Here is a 23,128-nt window from a genome sequence, read left to right as displayed (position 1 = left end):
GAGCCGATGACAACCCGTTTACCCCGTAATAAAGCGCGTCCGGAAGCCCTGGCGGAACGTGTTTACCAGACGCTGAAAAACGACATTTTTGAGTTTCGCCTGATGCCCGGTGACCGCTTCAGCGAGAGTGAAATTGCTGAACGTATGGCGGTCAGCCGCACGCCAGTCCGGCAGGCACTGTTCTGGCTGGAGCGTGAAGGCTATGTCGATGTGTGGTTTCGCAGCGGATGGCAGGTCAAAACCTTCGATTTTGCCTATTTCGAAGAGCTGTACGATCTGCGCACGGTACTGGAGTGCGAAGCCGTGAAGCGTCTGTGCGAACTGCCCTCGGCGCAGTGCGCCGCCCGGCTGCGCGAGCTTTATCAGTTCTGGTGTGAGGCCGCCCGGCTGGATGACGGCAAGAAAGTGTCGCAGCACGATGAGGCCTTTCATATGACGCTGGTCGCCGCCGCAGGCAACAGTGAGATCGCGCGTATTCACGCTGAACTGACCGAGAAGATCCGCATTATTCGTCGTCTCGATTTTACCCGCGAAGACAGGATCGCGGCGACGTATCGCGAGCACGCGCAAATTTTACAGGCCATTTTTTTGCAGCAGACCGGCAAAGCCCAGCAGATGCTGAGCGAACACATTGCCGCCAGTAAGGCTGAGGTCAGGAAGATCACGATCCATATGTTACAGCAGGCCAGGCTCCAACCCATCGAATAACGCATCCATCTAACCAGGGGTTTAACATTGATGAAAAGACGTTCATTGCTCAAGGCTTTTGCACTCTCCGCTACCGTTGCAGGTATGGGATTCTCATGGAACGCCCAGGCGGCTGACACCATCAAAGTGGGTATTATGCACTCGCTTTCCGGCACTATGGCGATTTCCGAAACGCCACTGAAAGATGTCGCCCTGATGACCATTGATGAAATCAATGCGAAAGGTGGCGTGCTGGGTAAAAAGCTCGAACCGGTGGTGGTGGATCCCGCCTCAAACTGGCCGCTCTTTGCCGAAAAGGCGCGCCAGCTGCTGACCCAGGACAAAACTGCGGTGGTGTTTGGCTGCTGGACCTCGGTATCACGAAAATCCGTGCTGCCGGTCTTCGAAGAGCTGAACGGCCTGCTCTTCTACCCGGTACAGTATGAAGGTGAAGAGATGTCACCGAACGTCTTCTACACCGGGGCAGCCCCTAACCAGCAGGCTATTCCGGCAGTGGAATACCTGATGAGCCAGGATGGCGGCGGCGCGAAACGCTTCTTCCTGTTGGGAACAGATTATGTGTATCCCCGCACGACCAACAAAATTTTGCGGGCTTTCCTGCACACCAAAGGCGTACAGGATAAAGACATCGAAGAAGTTTATACCCCGTTCGGCTACAGCGATTACCAGACCATCGTGTCCAATATCAAGAAGTTCGCCGCAGGCGGGAAAACCGCGGTGGTCTCCACCATCAACGGGGATTCCAACGTGCCGTTTTACAAAGAGCTGGCGAATCAGGGCATCAAAGCCACCGATATACCGGTGGTGGCGTTCTCAGTGGGCGAAGAAGAACTCCGTGGAATTGATACCAAACCGCTGGTCGGCCAGCTCGCCGCCTGGAACTACTTCGAATCGCTGGATAACCCGACCAACGCCAAATTTGTCGCCGATTACCGTGCTTATGCCAAAGCCCATAACCTGCCGAATGCCAGCAGCGTTGTGACGAACGATCCGATGGAGGCGACCTACGTAGGGATCCATATGTGGGCGCAGGCCGTCGAAAAAGCGGGCACCACCGACGTGGATAAGGTGCGCGCCGCAATGGCCGGTCAGACCTTTAAAGCGCCGGATGGCTTTACCCTGACGATGGATCAGACTAACCACCATCTGCATAAACCCGTGATGATTGGCGAAGTGGAAGAAAACGGTCAGTTCAACGTGGTCTGGCAAACCGACAAACCGGTACGCGCCCAACCCTGGAGCCCGTATATCCCCGGTAATGACAAAAAACCCGATCACCCGATGAAAACGTCTCAGTAAGACAGGTGCCGCCCCTGATCCCTCTGTGGGGCGGCAGTAAGGACTTCCTATGATCGCCTATTTGATGAGGCTCTCCCATGACGCTTCGCCTGTGTTTCTTTAGTTTTTTGCTGCTCCTGCCGCTGTTTGCCAGCGCCGGACCGGCGGCCGACTTCGCCGCGGCGAGCCGCGCTCAGCAGGCGGAATTGCTGCAACAGTGGGCCGCTGCGCCAGATGTCAGCCTGTTGCCGCTGCTTCAGGCGCTGAAAGCCGAAACCGTGGTCACGGATCAGGATCGTCATCCTTTTAGCCAAACCGGTAATGGGCTCCAGCCGCTGGATACGTCATCACAGCCGAAGGGCGCGCTAAAAAAACTGTTTATGAATAACCGGTTGCGCGTGCTGGTCGCCAGTGCGCTCGCCGCACATCAACTGGTGAGCAGCGACGCCAGCGTACGCCTGAGTGCGGCACAGCAGTTACAAAATGACGCCGCCGCCGATCTTCTCCCGCTGATTACGCAACGCCTGAGCCTCGAAAAGGATGCGCGCGTGCATGCCGCGCTGGCGATGGCGGCGGCCAGCCTGCAACTGTCCAGCCCTCAACCCATTGTTCGGCTGCGGGCGGTGAAACTGCTGGGCGAGTCCGGCGATCCTAACACCCAGGCCAGCCTGCAACGGCTGACCCAGCCCACAGTGGAGCCCGATGAAACCGTACGCGAGGCGGCAAAAGAAAGCCTGCAACAGATTAAAAGCCGCCTGATGTGGGGCGATCTGTTGGGCCAGGCGTTTAGCGGCCTGTCGCTGGGTTCGATACTGCTGCTTGCCGCCCTGGGCCTGGCGATTACCTACGGCCTGCTGGGCGTGATCAATATGGCGCACGGGGAAATGTTGATGCTGGGTGCCTACGCGACCTGGATGGTGCAAAACCTGTTTCAGCAGTTCGCGCCGCATTACATCGGCTGGTATCCGCTGCTGGCGCTCCCGGTCGCCTTTGGGTTAACGGCGGTTATCGGTATGGCGCTGGAGCGCACCATTATCCGTCACCTGTATGGCCGTCCACTGGAAACCCTGTTAGCCACCTGGGGCATCAGCCTGATGCTGATTCAGCTGGTGCGGATGCTGTTTGGCGCGCAGAACCTTGAGGTTGCGAACCCCGCCTGGCTGTCCGGCGGATTGCAGGTGCTGCCGAATCTGGTTCTGCCCTGGAACCGTATTGCGGTCATTCTGTTCGTGGTGTTTGTGCTGATCCTGACCTGGCTGCTGCTGAACCGCACGCGGCTGGGGATGAACGTGCGGGCGGTAACGCAAAACCGGGCCATGGCCGACTGCTGCGGCGTGCCAACAGGCCGAGTCGATATGCTGGCTTTTGGCCTGGGCTCCGGCATCGCCGGGCTGGGCGGCGTGGCCCTGTCCCAGTTGGGAAATGTCGGACCGGAACTGGGCCAGGGCTACATTATTGACTCTTTCCTGGTGGTGGTGCTCGGCGGTGTGGGGCAACTGGCCGGCACCGTCGTGGCTGCGCTGGGGCTGGGCATTCTCAATAAAGTGCTGGAACCGCAAATCGGCGCGGTGCTGGGGAAAATCCTGATTCTGGTCATGATCGTGCTGTTTATTCAAAAACGTCCGCAAGGGTTATTTGCGGTGAAAGGAAGGGTGACTGACTAATGACGCAACCCATCTCCTTACGTCTGGCTCGTCAGGCCCCGCGCCTGACGCTGGGTATTGGCGCACTGGTTACGCTGATGCTGCTGATCATGCCATTTCTGGCGCTGCTGCCGGCAACCCATCCGCTGGCGATATCGACCTATACCTTAACCCTGGTGGGTAAAATTCTGTGCTATGCGGTGGTCGCGGTGGCGCTGGATCTGGTCTGGGGTTATGCCGGTTTACTCTCTCTGGGACACGGCCTGTTTTTTGCGCTGGGCGGCTATGCGATGGGCATGTACCTGATGCGCCAGGCGGCGGGCGACGGCGTACCGGCCTTTATGGCCTTTCTCTCCTGGGATCGGCTGCCGTGGTTTTGGGCGGGCACCCAGCATTTTGCCTGGGCGCTGTGCCTGATTGTACTGGTTCCCGGCCTGCTGGCGCTGGTCTTTGGTTTTTTCGCCTTCCGCTCGAAAATTAAAGGGGTTTATTTCTCCATCATGACCCAGGCGCTGACCTATGCCGGCATGCTGCTGTTTTTCCGCAATGAAACCGGCTTTGGTGGCAACAACGGCTTTACCGGCTTCACCACCCTGCTGGGTTTTAATGTTACCGCCACGGGCACGCGCATCGGCCTGTTTGTCGCGACGGTGATATTGCTGTTAGTCAGTTTAGGCCTGGGTTTTGTCCTGGCACGCAGTAAATTCGGCCGGGTGCTGACGGCGGTCCGCGACGCGGAAAACCGTCTGATGTTCTGCGGTTACGATCCCCGTGGCTTTAAGCTGTTCGTCTGGACGCTGTCCGCCGTGTTATGCGGCATGGCGGGCGCACTTTATGTGCCTCAGGTCGGCATTATTAATCCTGGTGAAATGTCCCCCACCAACTCCATCGAAGCCGCTATCTGGGTCGCACTGGGTGGACGCGGCACCTTAATTGGCCCGCTGCTGGGCGCCGCGATTGTTAACGGCGCGAAGAGCCTGTTTACCGTTGCCTTCCCCGAGTACTGGCTGTTCTTTCTGGGGATGATGTTTATTCTGGTCACGCTGTTTCTGCCGCGTGGCGTGATTGGCTTACTCCGCCGGAGAAAAGATGACTGAGCACCCGTATACCCAATCATTTCCCGCCGATCGTCATCGTGTTCAGCGCGATCCGGTGCTGCAACTGGAAGCCGTCACCGTCTCTTTTGATGGCTTTCGCGCCCTGTCCGATCTGTCCTTACAGATAGGCGTGGGCGAACTGCGCTGTGTGATCGGCCCTAACGGCGCTGGAAAAACCACGCTAATGGATGTGATTACCGGTAAAACACGACCGGATAAGGGCCGGGTCATTTACGATCAGGATAATGACCTGACCAGCCACTCCCCCGTTGAGATTGCCCGTCGCGGTATCGGACGCAAATTTCAGAAACCCACGGTGTTTGAAGCGCTGACGGTGTTTGAAAATCTGGAAATTGCCCTGAAAACCACCAAAACCGTTTGGGCCAGCCTGCGCGCACGGCTTAACAGCGAGCAGCGGGATCGGATTGACGAGGTCCTCGTCCTGTTGCGGCTTACGGGTTCGCGTCACCGCCAGGCGGGCCTGTTGTCGCATGGACAGAAACAGTTTCTTGAGATCGGCATGCTGCTGGTGCAGGAGCCGCACCTGCTTCTGCTGGATGAACCTGCGGCCGGCATGACCGATGCGGAAACCGACTATACCGCCGAGCTGTTCCGTAGCCTGGCAGGGAAACACTCACTCATGGTGGTTGAACACGACATGGGCTTTGTGGAAACCATTGCCGACTACGTCACGGTTTTGCATCAAGGCAAGGTGCTGGCGGAAGGTTCGCTGCGCGAGGTTCAGGCCAACGAGCAGGTCATCGACGTTTATTTGGGGCGCTAAATGTTACAGGTATCTGAACTGCATCAGTATTACGGTGGCAGCCATATTCTACGCGGCCTGTCTTTTGAGGTAAAAACAGGCGAAATCACCTGCCTGCTGGGCCGTAACGGCGTGGGCAAAACCACGCTGCTGAAATGCCTGATGGGATTGATTCCGGCCAAATCGGGTGAGGTACGCTGGCAGGACAAGCCGATCGGGACGCGCAAGCCGCATCAGCGCGTGCAGTCCGGCATCGCTTACGTGCCACAGGGCCGCGAAATTTTCCCCCGTCTCACGGTTGAGGAGAATCTGCTAATGGGCCTGTCCCGCTTCTCCGCCTCACAGGCCAAACAGGTGCCTGATGAGATCTATCAGCTGTTTCCCGTGCTGTTCGACATGAAGTCGCGGCGCGGAGGCGACCTGTCCGGGGGACAACAGCAGCAGTTAGCGATTGGTCGCGCGCTGGCAAGTCGTCCGCAGTTGCTGATCCTCGACGAGCCGACGGAAGGGATCCAGCCGTCGGTGATCAAAGAGATTGGCATGGTGATCCGTCAGTTGGCGCAGCGCGGCGATATGGCGATTCTGCTGGTTGAGCAATTCTATGATTTCGCCGCTGAGTTGGCCGACAGCTATCTGGTGATGTCGCGCGGCGAGATTATCCAGCGCGGTCGTGGCAGTGACATGGAGGCGGAGAACGTGCGCGGTCTGGTCGCCATCTGACATCTCCTCCCCGGCAGGCCAGATCGCCTGGCCTGCCTTCACGTTGTACGTGAAGCGTGTTGAATGTTTCTCCCTCGCCCCGCCCGATACAACCTGCCCGAAAAGGCTTCCCTGACGCACGTTCCACGCGTGTTTACCCCGTTAGCCTGCAATTTCTTTAACAATAACGCTGTAGACATCTTGTAATGATTAACAGTAAAGGCAATAATTCTCATTTGCATTCAATGTAAATAACTTGTTCTTAACACCAATTTTCGCTCCTTTCCTCTGTCGGGAGCGGCGTATCTACCATTTGTAAGGGATAAACAATGAGAATGCCTTTCTGCCGGAAACGGTTAGCGTTGCTGTGTTCCATCGCCATTGCCACACCTGCAGTGACCTTTGCCGCCAACACGCTGGTGGTCACAGCAAAGCCCGAAGAAACGTCGACAACCCCGACAGAAGGCTATACGGCGACCGTCAGTAAAGGCGCAACCAAGACCGATCGTCCGCTGATCACCACCGGGCAGTCAGTCTCGGTGATCACGCGCCAGCAAATGGACGATCAGGGTGCGATGGATGTGAATCAGGCGCTGAATTACACTGCGGGCGCCTTTACGAACTTCGCCGGTGCGGCCACCCGCTACGATACGGTATCGTTGCGCGGTTTCCACGGCGGCGACGTTGATAATATTTTTCTGGACGGCCTGCGGCTGATGAGCGATCCGGGCAGCTACAACGTGCTGCAGGTTGATCCCTGGTTCCTCGAACGCATTGACGTGATCAAAGGCCCCTCTTCTGCCCTGTATGGCCAAACCGTTCCCGGTGGCTTAGTGATGGAGACCTCTAAGCGTCCTCAATACGCGCCTGAAGGACATTTCCGTCTGTCCACCGGCACCCATAACACCAACAGCGCCGCATTTGATTACACCAACGCCATTAACGATCAGTGGGCTTTTCGTCTGACCGGCATCACGCGCAACAGCGATACGCAGTACGATCATACCCGCGAAGAAAAATATGCGATTTCGCCCTCGCTGCTGTGGCAACCGGATGAAGATACGTCACTGCTGTTACGCGCCTATCTGCAGAAGGATCCTTCCGGTGGCTATCACAGTGCCGTGCCGGGTGATGGCAGCATAACCGAGCATAACGGACGTAAGCTCAGCACCGGTTTTTATGACGGCGACAGCACACTGGATCAGTTCAAACGTCGCGAGCAAATTTACAGCGCGGAGTTCGCTCACCGCTTTAATGAAACCTGGGCCTTCCGCTCCAATGCCAGCTATTCCCACTCCAATGTCGATTTGGATCAGGTTTATCAGGCTGGCTGGGATTCACCGCAGTCTGAACTACTTAATCGCTACTATTCCGGTTCACGTTCTTCACTGAATGCGTACGCGATCGATAATCAACTGGAAGCCGATTTTGCCACGGGTCCGGTAGATCATAAGGTCGTACTGGGCGCGGAATATCATCAGTACACCAATGATTTGCGTGATGCCGGTGGCTTAGCCAGTCAGCTTAACGCGCTGACAGGCCAGGCCGTGGGGACGAATCCGGCTTACGTATTCCAGAACTCACAGCGCCGTTACTACCAAACCGGTATGTATCTGCAGGATGAGATGAAATGGGACAAGTGGCATCTGGATCTCTCCGGCCGCTACGATCGGATCGTGTCTGAAAACAGACAGTACAGCACCGATACGCAATATCGCCGTCAAGACGATCACGTCAGCGGTCGCGCGGCGCTGCTCTATGCATTTGATAACGGTATCTCTCCGTATGCCAGCTACAGTCAGGCCATTACGCCGCAATCGCTTTCCGGACAGGACGGCAACCTGCTGAAGCCGACCACATCTGAGCAGTACGAGGCCGGGATTAAATACCAGCCCGTGGGCACGTCCGATCTCTACTCAGCAGCCGTGTACGACCTGACGCAAAATGATGTGGGTAACCGCGTGGTGGTAGGCTCTTATTACGAACCGGCCGGGAAAGTGCACTCTCAGGGCCTCGAACTGGAAGCCCATAATCAGCTCACTCCGCGCCTGAGCACGCTGGCGAGCTTTACGCTCAACCACGTGCGCTTCAAAGATTCTATCGACGGTAACAACGGTCATACGCCTTACGTGACGCCCAACTCGATGGCTTCTGCGTGGGCAAAATACCAGTTTGATGCCGGGATCAGCGTAGGTGCAGGCGTCCGTTACATTGGTCGGCAGTGGGCAGACAATGAAAACACCACTCGTCTGCCTTCCGCCACGCTGTTTGATGCCTCGGTACGTGCCGATTTAGGCGTCTGGAACAGCAGCCTGAAAGGGGCTTTTGTGCAGGTTAACGCAAATAACCTGACCGATCGCGACTATGTCTCCGCCTGCTATGGCACCGGCTTCTGCTACTGGGGGGCTGAACGCACCATCGTTGCCACCGTCGGCTACGATTTCTGATCCTTCCCACAGGCGGCACCTGGCCGCCTGTCTCACCTCAGGCCGTTACGGTGCTGTGTCGCCGCTGTTTTTCGCGCAGAAACGACCGCACCAGTGCCAGCCATAACAGCCCGCACAGCAGATTAATCAGGCTGAACCAGGCCGTTCCGCCTCCGAAGTACGCCGCTTTCACCGCCTCAATGCCCAGCGCAAACACCACCATACTGACCATCCCTAACATCGCCGCGACGCTGCCCTTACCCGCCCGGCTGGAGAACAATGTCAGTCGGTACAGCCCGGCATTCACCATTCCGGTGCCGAATCCGTAAAGGCTCAGGCCCGCCGTCAGCCATGCCGCGTTGCCTGCATTGATAAAGGTGCCAACAGCGGCCACCGTCAAACCCGCCATAATCGGCCAGGCCCCCAGCCGCAGCGGCTGTTCAACCGGCAGACGGCTGGCAAGCCGCCCCAGCAGCAGATTTCCGGCGATCATCGCCAGAAAGACCGGTAACTGGAGCAGCGCATAATCCATGCGGCTCAGTCCCAGATCGTGAATCAGGATAACGGGAGAAAGCGCTACCCAGGCCAGACAGGGAATCGTCACCAGGCCGATGGCCAGTGAACCGCACATCACCTGGCGATCTTTTAACAAGGCGTAATAGCCGGCAGCCAGGGACTTCAGCGACACGGAGGTGTTTCTGTCGCCCGCCGTTTCCGGCATCGAGAGCCACAGGCCCGTCAATGCCAGAGCAGACAGGGCGGCAAAAAACAGAAACAGCGTGCGCCAGTCCGCAACAGCCAGAAACGCCGTGCCCGCCAGCGGCCCGGCCAGCGGTGCCAGCAGCGCCACGTTAGCCATCAGCGCCATCATCTTTACGCTGAGCGCTTCGTCAAATGCCTCCTGAATGGCGGCATAACCGACTGCACCGATGAAACACAGGCTGATGCCCTGAAGAAAGCGCAGCAGGATAAACTGCCCAATGCTCTGCACCCAGTGGGTTGCGAGGCAGGTCAGCATGAAAAAGGCAACGCCTGCCAGCAGCACCGGACGTCGTCCCAGCTTGTCGGATAGCGGGCCCAACAGCCACTGCAGCAGCATGCCGCCCATCAGGTAAGCGGTCAGTGACGTGGAGACCCACTCCGGACCCACGTGAAATGCCTGCGTGACCAGCAGCATGCCTGGCTGAATCATGTCGTGCGCCAGATAGGTGGCAAACTCAAATAACACCAGCGATAAGGGGAACAGGAAATGTCGACGCGTGAGGCGCGAGACCGGTTGAAAAAGAGCCATCGTGAATAATGTCCAGAAAAACGATAAAAAACGCGGTCGCCTGAGCGACCGCGCTGATGTGAAAGGAGGTCATTATCCCGTTACCGCCATTTGGCGATGGGATTCTCCAGCGTACCGGCAAACTTGAGGTTTTCTGCAGGATCGGACAGGTTAATCATCTGCTGATTGTTCGCCAGTTGCAGGCGATTCAGGCAAGAGCGGGTGAATTCGGGCGCAAACATATCGTAGCGGGCGAACTTACTGGCAAGCTGCGGATGGGCCTGCTGATAGTCCTTGACGCACTGCGCCACCCGCTGCCAGAACTGGGTTTCCGACAAGGTATCAGACTGATGCAAAATCGCGCTGATAAAGCGGAAAATGCAGTCGAAGACATCGGTAAAAATCGACAGCAGCTTCAGATGTTCAGGCACGTCCACCGCCAGCCGCTGCACCTTTTCAGGCAGAACCGCATCCGGATTCATCACCGCAATCTCCTCGCCGATGTCCTTCATGTAGGCGCTGACCGGCACATTGTTTTCCAGCAGCAGAATAAGGTTCTCACCGTGAGGCATAAACACCAGATCGTGTTGATAAAAGCAATGCAGCAGCGGGCTGAGATAGCAGTTCAGGTAACGGTCAATCCACTGTTCCGCTGGCAGCCCCGAATCGGCGATCAGCGCCGGTAATAACGGCTGCTGCTGATGATCGACATGCAGAAACGCCGCCATGGTCATTAAACGCTGGCCAGGCTGCAGGTCAGTGACCGGATTATCACGCCACAGGGCCGCAAACATTTTCTTGTAGGCAGAGTCGCCTTTGATCGCGCGTTCGTAATGTCGGTTGTGATAGCCCACTGCGGCCACTTCACGCAGGATGCGGAAATCACAGCGCTGGAGCCAGCTATCGTTTGCCACCAGCGTTTCCAGCCATTCGTTAATCGCGGGCGTGGTCGCCATATAGTAAGGCGAAAGACCGCGCATAAAGCCCATGTTCAGCACCGACAGCGCCGTTTTCACATAGCGTTTCTGCGGCTGGCTGCGGTTAAAGAAGGTGCGAATCGACTGTTGAGCCTGATAGTGGTCCTCACCGATTCCGAGATAAATAATGTCCTGGTTAGCAATATCCGCAGCAAACACCGTCAGCAGTTTATTCTGCCACTGCCAGGGATGGACCGGCATCAGGATATAGTCTTCGGCAACGACGTCTTTGCTCGCCAGCTGAGCGGCGAACTGGTCGAGGGCAGCCTGTCCTAACTCCTCCTGCAACAGCCGCGCATAGCTCAGCTCACTGATGCTGGAGAAGTGAGCATTACGTCGATGCACGGCGACCCAGATCAATCTCACCGGCGTCGCCGCCTCAGGCGCATAAGCGAGATAATCGCGTGCATCAAAACCAATACGGCCGTTATTGGCGACAAAGCAGGGATGCCCTTCCGTCATCGACGACTCCAGGGTCTGGAAGTCCGCCTTCACCAGCGCCTGGCTGTCTGGATTGTTCTTCTGCAGTTTAAACACGCTACTGCACAACGTGCTGCTAATCTCTTCCATATAGGTCGCCAACAGCGCCTGAGGGATGCCGATTTGGGCATTGAACTCTTCAATAAACTGCAGCGCATCCAGCGGTAAACGGTGGCCGTTTTCCTGTTTTTGCAGGGAAGCCACATCGATTTCCCAGTGGTCAAGCGCCAGCCGTTGTGCGGAAAAAACATATTCTGATTCGCCATTCGGCACGGCCAGCTGGTAACGGCCACTGCCGACATCAACAGGGGTGATCAGCTTCTCGTGCGCAAATTCGGCAATGGCTTTGCGAATCAGTAAACGGTTGGCCTGCAGCCAGTCATGTCCGGTGAGGTGTGAACCGTTCAACAGCGGTGTGGTGTTATTCATAAGTGAATCCTGCAGTAGGGCCTGCTGATAATCATCGCGCTGGCAGAAAGCCAACCAGGCCGTTTTATGTCCCATATCAATGGTGTGCTGATAGCGAAAACCCGCACGTTTATTCAGGCGATGAATTTTGTCATTGCGCACGTCCGGCTCGACCACCACGCGGTTAACCTCGGGGCGGCTGAACATGTAGTCCATGACCGTGCTGAACACCTGCCAGCTAAACTGGCTGACCGGTGTCACCGCGGGCGCGATCAGAATATGCATGCCGTAGTCGTCTGGCTGGGCGGGATAATGCCTGCCGACCTCATCCTCACTGGCACGATAACATTCGATAAGAAACGCCGGTTCGCCATCGCAGCAGCCGATTAACGCCGCATGGGGATCTTTTGCCGTCAGCTGTTGATAGAATTCGGCGACCTGCTCTGGCGCGTGATCCTGCATTCCCCAGAAGCGGGCGTAGTCGCGCGTGACCCAGCGGTGAATAAGCCTCACATCAGCGGGCAGCAGGGGACGAAGAGTAAACTGACCCGCTGGACGGGCCGCAGTGAAAAGTGTGGACTGTGACATATTAGTGTTCCGTTTGGGCCGGGAAAGTCTGGAAGGCGATTTGACGCTCAACGGGATAAACTTCCCGCCCGGTGAGTTCACGCAGGAGCACCGAGTTGCGATAGCAGGCCATGCCAAGATCCGGCGTCACAAAACCATGCGTATGCAGCTCCGCGTTCTGGACGAAGACCTGGTTGTGCAGGTCGATACTGTAATTGCGCTGGACGTCGTAACGGCCCTTCTCATCCCAGCGCAGACGCTGGCTGATGCCTTCGATAAACATCGGCGGGCGATACTGATAACCCGTTGCCATGACCAGGCCCTGAGTACGACGCGTGTAAGCACAATCCTGTTCCTGATGATGCAGCGCGAGTTCACATTCACCGCCTGGCAACCAGCGCATACCGGTAAGTTCAGAATGGGTGAACAGGTTAACGTCTAGCGCGCCATCCAGTTGCTTGACGTACATCAGGTCGTAGATGTCGTTGATTAACGTGCTGTTAATGCCTTTGTAGAGATTTTTGTGGCGCGCGTTCAGCGCATCGCGCTTCTCCCCCGGCAGCGCGTGGAAGTAGTCGACCCATTCTGGCGAGGTCATCTCCAGGGTCAGTTTGGTGTATTCCAGCGGATAAAAACGCGGCGCGCGGGTGATCCAGTTCAGCTGATAGCCAAACCGATCGATGTCCGTCAGCAGATCGTAATAGATCTCTGCAGCGCTCTGCCCGCTTCCCAGCACGGTGAGGGTGCTTTTTTTCTGCAATTCCGCTTTGTCTGCCAGATACTGGCTGGAATGGGTGAAACGCGACTGGTGCGGTCGGCTGCACGCCGGCACCCAGGCGGTGGGTCCGGTGCCCAACACCAGCTTACGGGCCAGCCACTCTTGCTGCTGACCCGTGAGCGTATCCACCGAGCGAACGCAGTAACACTGTCGGGCATCGTCGTAGCTTACATAGTCTACGCGCGTGTTCCAGCGTAAATTACTCAGCTGTGAACAGGCCCACTGACAGTACTGGTTGTACTCTTTACGCATCAGGAAGAAGTCTTCGCGAATGTAAAACGAATAAATTTTCCCTTTCTGTTTCATATAATTGAGCAGGCTATAGGGATTGGTGGGATCGGCCAGCGTCACCAGGTCAGCCATAAAGGGCGTTTGCAGATGCGCACTCTCCAGCATCATGCCGGTGTGCCAGTCGAATCCCGAATTTTGATCCAGAAAAATCCCCTTCAGCCCCTCAACCGGTTCGCTCAGGCAGGCCAGGCTGAGATTAAAAGGACCGATACCAATACCGATAAAGTCATACACCTGGTTGTTCATTGCACCGTTCTCACTGGTTAGCCACGGGTAATGTCACGTCACGCGCCTGTTCTCGACCGTAATGGGCAATCAGGGCGATCACATCTTCAATGTCAGCCACCGAGGTGGTGGGATTCAGCAGGGTAAATTTCAGGTACTGCCGCCCCTCCACTTTGGTCCCGGCAATCACCGCATTACCGGATCGGAACAGCGCCTTGCGGATACCGGCGTTGATGGCATCCAGCTGTGCGGGATTCATGCCAGGGCGTGGCACGAAGCGGAAGATTTGGGTGGTCAGTTCAGGCGCATGCAGAACCTCAATCGCCGGATGGGCGTTCAGCCGCTGATGGGTTGCCTGAGTCAGCGTCAGAATGGTATCGAATGCCTCACCCAGTGCAGACGGCCCCATAATGCGTAAGGTCAGCCACATTTTCAGCGCGTCAAACCGACGCGTGGTCTGAATACTTTTATTGACCAGGTTTGGCGTCCCTTCCTGCTGGGCGCTAAGCGGATTGAGGTAATCAGCATGGTGCGTCACATGGCTAAGGTGCTGTTTCTCGCGCACAAAGAACGCGCCACAGCTTACGGTCTGGAAGAATGACTTGTGGTAATCCACCGTCACCGAGTCGGCTTTTTCAATGCCGTTGAGGCGCTGGCGATGCTGTTCGGAAACCAGGAGGCCGCAGCCGTATGCCGCGTCGACGTGCATCCAGATGCCGTGCTGCTGACAAAGTTTCGCGATGCTTTCCAGCGGATCGATACTGCCGAAATCGGTGGTGCCGCTGGTGGCAACGACGGCGATGGGGATCAGGCCCTGCTCATGACAGCGCTGAATCTCCTGCTCAAGCTGCACGCTGTCCATGCGGTAATGGTCGTCATACGCTACCGGGATGACCGCATCGTAGCCCAGGCCGAGAATGGCCATCGATTTCTGGATGCTGAAGTGGCTCAGTCTGGAGGTCAACACGCGCCATTTTGCCGCATCGGCAGGCAGGCCCTGATGTTTGATCAGGTGGCCCGGATGATGTGCGGCGCACCAGCTGTCGCGCGCCAGCAGCATCGCCATCAGGTTCGACTGCGTCCCGCCGCTGGTAAAGATGCCGTCTGCGCTCGCAGGCAGACCGATGCGGCCCAGCGTCCAGTCAATCACCTTCTGTTCTATCAGCGTTCCGCCCGCACTCTGGTCCCACGTATCCACGGAGCTGTTGACTGCCGCCATGATCTGCTCGGCCAGCAGAGACGGCAGTACAACCGGGCAGTTAAGGTGCGCCACGTATTTGGGATGGTGGAACCAGACGGCATCGCGCAGATAAAGCGTCCGCAGCTCTTCCAGCGCGGCCTCGTTATTTCCCAGCGGCTGGTCAAGATCGACAGCGCTGAAAGCCGGAGCCAGCTCGTGGGGCAGAATACCGCTGAAGGGCTTTTCAACGCGCTGAACGGTGCTGGAGATCAGCGCCAGCGCCTCTTGCGTTTGCTGATGCCACGCAGGGATTTGCGCGTCGTTAAAGATAAAGTCCTGAGCAGTCAGGACCTCATCAGGCAGATGTCGGCGAGGCACCGACAGATTTTGCTTACGTAACACCATATCCTGTTCCTTTGTTAAAGACGTAGGCCGCCCGGCCACCGTGAAAACAGGGCAGCAGCATGCGCCAGACCGCGCGAGTCAGTTCAGATTCAGTAACCTTTAGCCGAGCTGGCTAACCCATGAGATCAAGAAAATTAAGAATTTATGTTTAAAAAAATCATTAAAAACTACATTTTATGTGGTTAATTTGCATTAAATATGCGCTTTTTAACGATAATGACAACATTAATAATAATCATTATCATTCAACTTTTAAAAGGGTAAGCATTCTCATAAAGGTGGCTAATGTCTTTTTATGTGATCTTGATCACATAAAACAGCTTATATTCGGCGCGGGAAGAGGAAGAGATGGCGAAAATCACCTCCATCGGTGCGAAAACAAAAGAAGAAGGGCTCTCAGCCGGGCAAAAAACAGGAGGCGTGACGGCGGGGTTCTGATATGACGCGGCATATCGGTGTGTTTATCCGGTCTGAAGAGGCTGGCTTCAGTAAGAAGCCAGCGCGAACGAAGATACCGACAGGCTTATCCAGCGCGTTTCGCCACAGGGATTATCCGGGGCGCATGACGCTCCCGGAATCCCTGGGGAAAAAGACGATGCGGTAACAACAGCCTGTTTCACCCGGTAAGGTTGCGACCCTGAAGCGTCGCCTTACGGGTTTTACAGCAGACCGGTTTCGACCTGAAAATGGCGCTGCTCGCCGGGCATCAGCACGATTAACGTTCCGGCGCGCGTTGCCGCAGCAAAGCCTTCGGGACGGCAGGTGGCAGGCAGCACATAGGCAGCAACCTGTTGATCCGCGTTATGCAGTATCCAGCGCGTGGCATGTGGGAACTGCGCAGTAGAAAAGCGGGTCATCAGGGCGTAACCGTCCGGAGAATGGAGTTCAAACTGAACGTTCTCACCGTACTGCGCCAGATGATCGGCAAAGAAGACAATCTCTGGATCGTACATCTCGGGTTGATCCAACCGGCGTAAAGCTGCGGGATCGCTGGCAAGGGAAGCGGTAAAAGCGGTCCATTGCGGCGTGGGCCGCACATGTGCCGGTAGGGAGCGGCGCAGCTGAAATGCCTCATCCGGTATCGTCTGCCTGAACTGCCCCTGCGCCACCCACGCGCTGTTGATGTGGCACATGTACTGCAACGGCATCGGCGCGCCAGCCAGGTTGGTGACGCTCATCTCCAGCACCAGTCGTGCCTGACTGGCCCCTAATCTTACCGCCGGAGCCGCCCGATAGTGGTGACCAAACCCCTTGATGTATTCGGTTTCGCCCTCCACCGAAAGTCTGTCGCCCTCCAGCACAATCCATGCTGTATCCATGCGTGCGCAGGCCATTTCGCCGTGCAGCGCGTGCGTGTCTTCCGCTGCAGGGCAGCCATTCGCCAGCAGGCCAGAGTGAAAGGCAAAGCAGCCATAGGTATCGATAATCGAATCACCCGGCAGCGGCTGTTTAAAGCGATGTCCCATGGTTAATGCGCGGCCGTCAAAATTCACGTCCCACACCATCTGGCCCAGAAACGGCAACACAATTACCGTGCCCCGTCGGTTGTGAATGCGAATGGCTTCAATGCCCGCAGGATAACGAAACAGCTCGACGCTGAAGTCCTCGCTCTCCAGCAGCAGGCAAGGCGTGTAGGTGAACTGTTCGCGACAAAGCGGTAAACGGGTTTTCATCGCCCCTCCTCCGCCAGGTTTCCGCTAAGGCGAGGCTGCTTTTTGTGGCGCAGCTCGCCCCAAAAATAGAACCCAACCCATGCGAAACACAGCAGCGATACGCCGAATGCCAGCTGCATCGATCCCAGGTGATCGGAAACAAAGCCCTGCAGCGCGGGCACAAAGGCCGCACCCACAATGGACATCACAATAAATGCTCCCGCGACTTCGGTGTATTTACTGTCAACGGTCGCGAGCGTCCCGGCATAGATCGTCGCCCAGCACGGACCAAACAGCACGCTGACAAACACCGCGGCGTAGACTGCTGTGAAATTGGGCACCAGCATCACGTAGCCCAGCGTTGCGATGCCAAGGAGTGAAAAGGCGATAAGCACTTTCTCTGGCCGGAAAAGCGTCATTAAAATGTTGGCGACAAACTTGCCAATAAAGAAACAGATAAAGCTGTAAATCATAAAGCTGGATGCCTCGCGCTCATTGGCCGCTCCCAACGTAAGCGCCAGACGGATGGTAAAGGACCACACCGCCACCTGCATACCGACGTACAAAAACTGCGCCAGAATACCGCGTTTAAAATGGCGATTTTTAGCCAGATAGCGAAAGGTTTCCCCCAGCGTTGGCAGCGATTTTTCGTTGCTTTGCGGCTTGCAGCGTGGATAGCGGGTGAACATAAACAGCAGCATGACAACCACCAGCACCATCACCAGATATTTATAGGGTTCCAGGGTATGTTCCAGCATGGACAGGCGGAAAGCATGCGCCTGCGCCGCCGTCATGTTTGCCATTTGCGTTTCCAGGCTTTTTCCATCCTGAAACACCAGATATTTTCCCAGCACAATGCCCATCAGCGCCCCCACCGGATAAAACGTCTGACTGATGTTAAGACGCAGCGTGGCATGCTGACGCTGTCCGATCATTGAGCTGTAGGTGTTCGCCGCCGTCTCCAGAAAGCTTAACCCAATGGCAATGGCAAAAATCGCCGCCAGAAACATGGTGTAGGTTGCCATATGCGAGGCGGGATAAAACAGCAGGCAGCCCAGGATGTACAACGCCAGACCGGCTAATATAGCCAGCTTGTAACTGGTTTTACGGATCACCAGCGAGGCAGGAATCGCAATCAGAAAATAGCCGCCGTAAAAGGCGCTCTGCACCAGGGCGCTGGCAAAATCGCTCAGGGCGAAAACGCTTTTAAACTGCGTAATCAGAATGTCATTCAGGCTTGCCGCACAGCCCCACAAGGGGAACAGGCAGGAAAGCAGAATGAACTGGAACAGCGGAGTCTTATTTAGATAACCGTCATTTTGCTGAACAATGTTCTGGTGCATGGCTGTACCTCACTGAAGGTCAAGAAAGCGCTGAAATTCCGCTGTATCAGGATAAGAACGTTGTGTGCCGCGCGCCGTCACGCTACAGGCCGCGTAGGCGGAGGCTTTGGCCATCGCCGCAGGAATATCGCCCGTTTTCACCAGTTCATGAGCGAAGCAGCCGATAAACGCATCACCCGCACCGCTGGTATCCACTGCCTTAACCGGCACAGGCGCAACCTGGTGCTGTGTCTCTCCGGTCATCCACAACGATCCGCGACTGCCCAGCGTAACGATCAGGTTTTTCAGGCCACGTTTCAGCAAGGATGCACCGGCCAGCCTGACGTCATCATCCGTCCCCACCGGCATCCCGGTAAGAATTTCCAGCTCCGTCTCATTGGGCATAAAAAAGTCGCACTGGCAGGCATAGCGGATATCCAGGTCTGCCACGGCGGGCGCAGGGTTGAGGATGACGCGAATATCATGCTGACGGGCAAAATCGATAGCGTAGTACACCGTTTCCAGCGGAATTTCGAGCTGAAGAATGATCAACCGACAGCGTTTCAACGCATCACCCGCAGCATCAATATCCGCCGGCTTGAGGTGCTGATTCGCGCCTTTGATAATTAAAATGCGGTTTTGCGACTGATCATCAACAAAAATGGGGGCCACGCCGCTGGAAACCCCTTTTTCGGTTGTGACATAACGCGTATCCACGCCCTGCTGTTGCAAATTAGCCAACGTGGTGGGCGCAAACAGGTCATCGCCGACTTTACTGACCAGCATCACCTCGCCACCCAGTTTTGCTGCCGCCACAGCCTGATTGGCCCCTTTTCCCCCACAGCCAATCGCAAAATCGGGTGCCTCAAGCGTCTCTCCAGCTTTAGGAAAGCTGTTGGTATAGGTGATTAAATCCACCATGTTTGAACCAATAACGGCGATATCCATTTTTCCCCCGGTAATGAACAGCTAAAATGTTATAAAAATAACACTATCAATTCACCGGCGTTTAATATGTGATAAATTTCACATTTAACGTGACAGGATTCCGCGATATATCGGATTTCTCGCCCTCAAGATGTTACTATTATAACAAAGCAAGCTATCTGAACGGCGCGTTATTCTTAGCTTTAGTGCAGGTTTGCGGGGTAATAACATTGCGGGTAAGATGAAAAATCTTACCCGGTGAGCACGCAACACCTTATATTTTTTGAAATTTGTCACAGCCTCAATAAAACCACGGCGATTTCAGGTAAATTTAATTGCGCGATAACAATGTGACAGGCACTGACGTATGACGTCTTCTTCAAGGAATACAGGTTCAGAAATGACAATGGAAACCCGCCGCGACGAACGCATTCGCAAACTGGCTCTGGCACTTAAGCGCACCGATAAATTACATCTGAAAGATGCCGCACAGCTGCTGGACGTCTCCGAAATGACCGTGCGTCGGGACTTAAGTGAACCGACATCGAGCGTGGTATTGCTGGGCGGTTATATTGTGAGCGATCCCCGAAACCACGCCGGACACTATTTCATCTCCGATCAACATGGCCAAAATGCGGCCCGCAAGCAGCGGCTCGCTCAGGCAGCAGCCAGCCTGATTAGTGAAAACGACACGGTGTTTTTCGACTGCGGCACCACCCTGCCCTATGTCGTGGATGCGATTCCGGATGAGCTGCCCTTTACCGCCATCTGCTGTGCCATGAATACCTTTCTGGCGCTGAAAGAAAAACCCGCCTGCAACGTGATCCTGAGCGGCGGGGAATTTCATGCAGACAATGCCTTATTCACGCCCGTCGGCGGCCATTCCATTCTGGATGACCTGTGTCCCAGCCTGGCGTTTATCTCTGCGGCTGGCGTAGATCGGGATCAGGGAGCGACCTGCTACAACCTCAACGAGCTGCCGATGAAACACCATGCCATGCTGCGCGCCCGCCAACGTATTTTGGTTGCCGACAGCAGCAAATATGGCAAAGTGCTGCCCGCGCGCATTGGCGAGCTCGCCCGCTTTGATTTACTGGTCAGCGACAGCGCGCCCGAACCCGCCCTGCGTGAGTGGTTAACCCAACAGCACATTCCCGTCCGCCTTCCCTGACGCTTTTCTGTCACGCGGCGGCAACAGGCTGTTGCTAAATTCTCGTCGCGGACAGCAGACGCGCTGCGCTAAGGCGGCCGTTTGCTGCTCCGTCTGACAGCGGACACAAATCAAACAGTTACGCCCGACTGCGCGACTGCGCGGAATTATCCCGGCCCATCGGCTGTGAATAGGCGGCGAAAAAGGCTAAACTTCGACATCATCCAAACGACAAACAGACCCAGAGGCTCAATACAACGTGGCTCAATTCGTCTATAGCATGCATCGCGTCGGCAAAGTAGTTCCGCCCAAGCGACATATTCTCAAGAACATCTCCCTTAGCTTTTTCCCCGGCGCGAAAATTGGCGTACTCGGCCTGAACGGTGCGGGTAAATCTACGCTGCTGCGCATCATGGCCGGTATTGATAAAGATATCGAAGGTGAAGCTCGCCCACAGCCCGGTATTAAAATCGGCTACCTGCCACAGGAACCGCAGCTTAACCTTGAGCACACCGTGCGCGAGTCCGTTGAAGAAGCCCTGTCCGAAGTGGTCGGTGCGCTGAAACGTCTTGATGAGGTTTATGCCTTATACGCTGAAGAAGATGCGGATTTCGATAAGCTGGCTGCCGAGCAGGGACGTCTGGAAGAGATCATTCAGGCACATGATGGTCATAACCTGAACACGCAGCTGGAACGCGCCGCCGATGCCCTGCGCCTGCCGGACTGGGACGCAAAAGTCGCAAACCTGTCTGGTGGTGAACGTCGCCGTGTCGCGCTGTGCCGCCTGCTGTTGGAAAAGCCCGACATGCTGCTGCTGGACGAACCGACGAACCACCTGGATGCCGAATCTGTCGCCTGGCTGGAGCGCTTCCTGCACGACTTCGAAGGGACCGTGGTAGCGATTACGCACGACCGCTACTTCCTGGATAACGTTGCTGGCTGGATTCTGGAACTGGACCGCGGCGAAGGTATTCCGTGGGAAGGTAACTACTCCTCATGGCTGGAGCAGAAAGATGCCCGTCTGGCACAGGAAGCCTCTTCCGAAGCCGCACGTCGTAAATCCATCGAGAAAGAGCTGGAGTGGGTACGTAAAGGGCCAAAAGGCCAGCAGTCTAAAGGTAAAGCCCGTCTGGCTCGCTTTGAAGAACTGAACAACACCGACTACCAGAAACGTAACGAAACCAACGAGCTGTTTATTCCGCCGGGTGCCCGCCTGGGTGACAAAGTGCTGGAAGTCAGCAACCTGCGTAAATCCTACGGTGACCGCGTTCTGATTGACGGCCTGTCGTTCTCCGTACCGAAAGGCGCCATCGTCGGCATCATCGGCCCGAACGGCGCCGGTAAATCAACGCTGTTCCGCATGATGTCCGGTCAGGAACAGCCGGACTCCGGCGAGATTGTGCTGGGTGAAACCGTGAAGCTGGCTTCTGTCGATCAGTTCCGTGACAGCATGGATAATGCCAAAACCGTATGGGAAGAAGTCTCCGGCGGTCAGGATATTATGCGCATCGGCAACACTGAAATGCCAAGCCGTGCCTATGTCGGACGCTTTAACTTTAAAGGCGTGGATCAGGGCAAACGTGTCGGCGAGCTGTCCGGTGGTGAGCGTGGTCGTCTGCATCTGGCAAAACTGCTGCAGGTTGGCGGCAACATGCTGCTGCTCGATGAGCCAACCAACGACCTGGACATTGAAACCCTGCGCGCGCTGGAAAACGCCCTGCTTGAGTTCCCTGGCTGCGCCATGGTGATCTCGCATGACCGTTGGTTCCTTGACCGTATCGCGACCCACATTCTGGATTACCAGGATGAAGGCAAGATCGAGTTCTTCGAAGGTAACTTTACCGAATACGAAGAGTACAAGAAACGCACGCTGGGCGCGGATGCGCTGGAGCCGAAGCGTATTAAGTACAAGCGTATTATTAAGTAACACAGGGGCGGCAGCGATGCCGCCCTTCTCTTTTCTTCAGTGGTAGAATTCGCGAAACACCGGCGACTGCAACGCAAATTCAATGTACTTCATCAGCGCAGGCGAGTTCAGTTTTCGGCTGGGATACACCAGCCACAGTTCATTCCCCTCCATTTCCCATTCCGGCAAGACCTGCACCAGGCGCGCATCATGCATCTCTCCGTCGATTAAAAAGCGCGGCAGAAGCGTAATACCGGCACTGCCCAACGCCGATTCGCGTGCATACAGTAAATTGTCAGTGAGGTGTGCAGGCGGGAGCAGCCAACGGTGATACTGATCGTGCCGTTTTAGCACCCACTCGTTCCAGGCCCGGTGCGCAATGCAACGGTGCGCGGCTAGCTGCTGAGGATGGGTCACCGGAGGATGCTGATCGAGATAGGCTTGCGCGGCCACCAGCGAGCGCTGGCAGTAGCCAACGCGCCGACCAATCAGAGACGACTCCTGCGGCTGGCCAGTGCGCAAGGCCAGATCAAAACCGTCCTGCACCAGATCGCGGATATCATCCGAAATGGAAATATCCAGCGTCACATCCGGATAGCGCCGTAAAAACGCGGCGTTGCAGCGGGCCAGTAAGGTTGCGCCAATACCCGCCGGGCTGGTAATGCGCAGGCGACCGCTGGGATTTTCCCGCAGACTGGCAATAGCCTGCTCAGCACGTTCGCTGGCCTGCATCATCTCCTGGCAATGCAGCAGGTAGCGTTCGCCCGCAAACGTCAGGTTTAACTGGCGCGTGGTGCGGTTTAACAGGCGAATGCCCAGCCGCTGTTCAAGCTGGCTGATGCGCTGACTGACGCTGGATTTGGGTAAGCCCGCCCGTTCTGCCGCGGCGGTAAAACTGCCACACTCTGCCACTAACGCAAACAGCGCCATATCCTGCCACTGACGAAACGCCATTGTTCACCTCAGACGAACACGC

At 56.1% G+C, this 23,128-nt stretch carries 17 protein-coding genes; 9 read left to right on the top strand and 8 right to left on the bottom strand.

What is annotated here, in order from left to right:
• Positions 1-6 precede the first annotated feature (6 nt).
• From QLG08_RS18750 to QLG08_RS18720, 7 genes are all read left to right on the top strand, one after another.
• Positions 7-708, top strand: coding sequence for a GntR family transcriptional regulator (locus QLG08_RS18750; RefSeq protein ID WP_013024540.1), 702 nt, complete (start codon positions 7-9; stop codon positions 706-708).
• Positions 709-738: 30 nt separating this feature from the next.
• Positions 739-2,007 (top strand): urea ABC transporter substrate-binding protein, encoded by a 1,269-nt coding sequence (gene urtA, locus QLG08_RS18745; RefSeq protein WP_064373188.1) that lies wholly within the window; start codon positions 739-741, stop codon positions 2,005-2,007.
• Positions 2,008-2,084: 77 nt separating this feature from the next.
• Positions 2,085-3,650: an urea ABC transporter permease subunit UrtB gene (gene urtB / locus QLG08_RS18740; RefSeq protein WP_105082589.1), complete on the top strand. Its 1,566-nt coding sequence runs from the start codon at positions 2,085-2,087 to the stop codon at positions 3,648-3,650.
• Positions 3,650-4,726: an urea ABC transporter permease subunit UrtC gene (gene urtC / locus QLG08_RS18735; RefSeq protein WP_013024537.1), complete on the top strand. Its 1,077-nt coding sequence runs from the start codon at positions 3,650-3,652 to the stop codon at positions 4,724-4,726. The genes urtB and urtC overlap by 1 nt, the downstream gene beginning before the upstream one ends.
• A complete protein-coding gene (gene urtD / locus QLG08_RS18730) occupies positions 4,719-5,510 on the top strand; it encodes an urea ABC transporter ATP-binding protein UrtD (protein ID WP_014595297.1) in 792 nt (263 codons plus the stop codon). The genes urtC and urtD overlap by 8 nt, the downstream gene beginning before the upstream one ends.
• Positions 5,511-6,209 carry an urea ABC transporter ATP-binding subunit UrtE gene (gene urtE, locus QLG08_RS18725; protein ID WP_013024535.1) on the top strand — a complete coding sequence of 233 codons (699 nt, stop codon included), beginning with the start codon at positions 5,511-5,513 and terminating at the stop codon, positions 6,207-6,209. It abuts the gene before it with no gap.
• Between the two features lie 308 nt (positions 6,210-6,517).
• Positions 6,518-8,635, top strand: a complete 2,118-nt coding sequence (locus tag QLG08_RS18720; protein WP_105079628.1) for a TonB-dependent siderophore receptor — start codon at positions 6,518-6,520, stop codon at positions 8,633-8,635.
• Between the two features lie 37 nt (positions 8,636-8,672).
• On the opposite strand, the gene QLG08_RS18715 is transcribed toward QLG08_RS18720, so the two are convergent.
• The 7 genes from QLG08_RS18715 to rbsK form a co-directional block, all read right to left on the bottom strand.
• Positions 8,673-9,905: an MFS transporter gene (locus tag QLG08_RS18715; protein ID WP_015700995.1), complete on the bottom strand. Its 1,233-nt coding sequence runs from the start codon at positions 9,903-9,905 to the stop codon at positions 8,673-8,675.
• Positions 9,906-9,985: 80 nt separating this feature from the next.
• Positions 9,986-12,337, bottom strand: coding sequence for a GNAT family N-acetyltransferase (locus QLG08_RS18710; RefSeq protein WP_022622273.1), 2,352 nt, complete (start codon positions 12,335-12,337; stop codon positions 9,986-9,988).
• 1 nt (position 12,338) lies between these two features.
• Complete coding sequence (locus tag QLG08_RS18705; RefSeq protein ID WP_019106389.1) at positions 12,339-13,631, bottom strand: lysine N(6)-hydroxylase/L-ornithine N(5)-oxygenase family protein; 1,293 nt, start codon at positions 13,629-13,631, stop codon at positions 12,339-12,341.
• 10 nt (positions 13,632-13,641) lie between these two features.
• Positions 13,642-15,195, bottom strand: coding sequence for an aspartate aminotransferase family protein (locus tag QLG08_RS18700; RefSeq protein WP_029568443.1), 1,554 nt, complete (start codon positions 15,193-15,195; stop codon positions 13,642-13,644).
• Positions 15,196-15,854: 659 nt separating this feature from the next.
• Positions 15,855-16,868 (bottom strand): aldose 1-epimerase family protein, encoded by a 1,014-nt coding sequence (locus tag QLG08_RS18695; protein ID WP_105079625.1) that lies wholly within the window; start codon positions 16,866-16,868, stop codon positions 15,855-15,857.
• Positions 16,865-18,190 carry an L-fucose:H+ symporter permease gene (gene fucP, locus QLG08_RS18690; RefSeq protein WP_210487409.1) on the bottom strand — a complete coding sequence of 442 codons (1,326 nt, stop codon included), beginning with the start codon at positions 18,188-18,190 and terminating at the stop codon, positions 16,865-16,867. Before fucP ends, QLG08_RS18695 begins: the two co-directional genes overlap by 4 nt.
• 9 nt (positions 18,191-18,199) lie before the next feature.
• On the bottom strand, positions 18,200-19,117 hold the full coding sequence (rbsK, locus tag QLG08_RS18685; protein WP_013024527.1) for a ribokinase: 918 nt from the start codon (positions 19,115-19,117) through the stop codon (positions 18,200-18,202).
• 385 nt (positions 19,118-19,502) lie between these two features.
• Between rbsK and deoR the strand changes: the two genes are divergently transcribed.
• Together deoR and ettA are read left to right on the top strand one after the other, a co-directional pair.
• On the top strand, positions 19,503-20,267 hold the full coding sequence (gene deoR, locus QLG08_RS18680) for a DNA-binding transcriptional repressor DeoR (RefSeq protein ID WP_024472311.1): 765 nt from the start codon (positions 19,503-19,505) through the stop codon (positions 20,265-20,267).
• 238 nt (positions 20,268-20,505) lie between these two features.
• Entirely contained in the window at positions 20,506-22,173 is a 1,668-nt protein-coding gene (gene ettA / locus QLG08_RS18675; protein ID WP_013024525.1) for an energy-dependent translational throttle protein EttA, read from the top strand.
• Positions 22,174-22,209: 36 nt separating this feature from the next.
• On the opposite strand, the gene QLG08_RS18670 is transcribed toward ettA, so the two are convergent.
• Positions 22,210-23,106 (bottom strand): LysR family transcriptional regulator, encoded by an 897-nt coding sequence (locus QLG08_RS18670; protein WP_013024524.1) that lies wholly within the window; start codon positions 23,104-23,106, stop codon positions 22,210-22,212.
• Between the last annotated feature and the right edge of the window lie 22 nt (positions 23,107-23,128).

The organism is Pantoea sp. V106_11 (assembly GCF_029967885.1).
Taxonomy (GTDB): Bacteria; Pseudomonadota; Gammaproteobacteria; order Enterobacterales; family Enterobacteriaceae; genus Pantoea; species Pantoea ananatis.
This window is presented reverse-complemented; position numbering and strand designations above follow the sequence as displayed.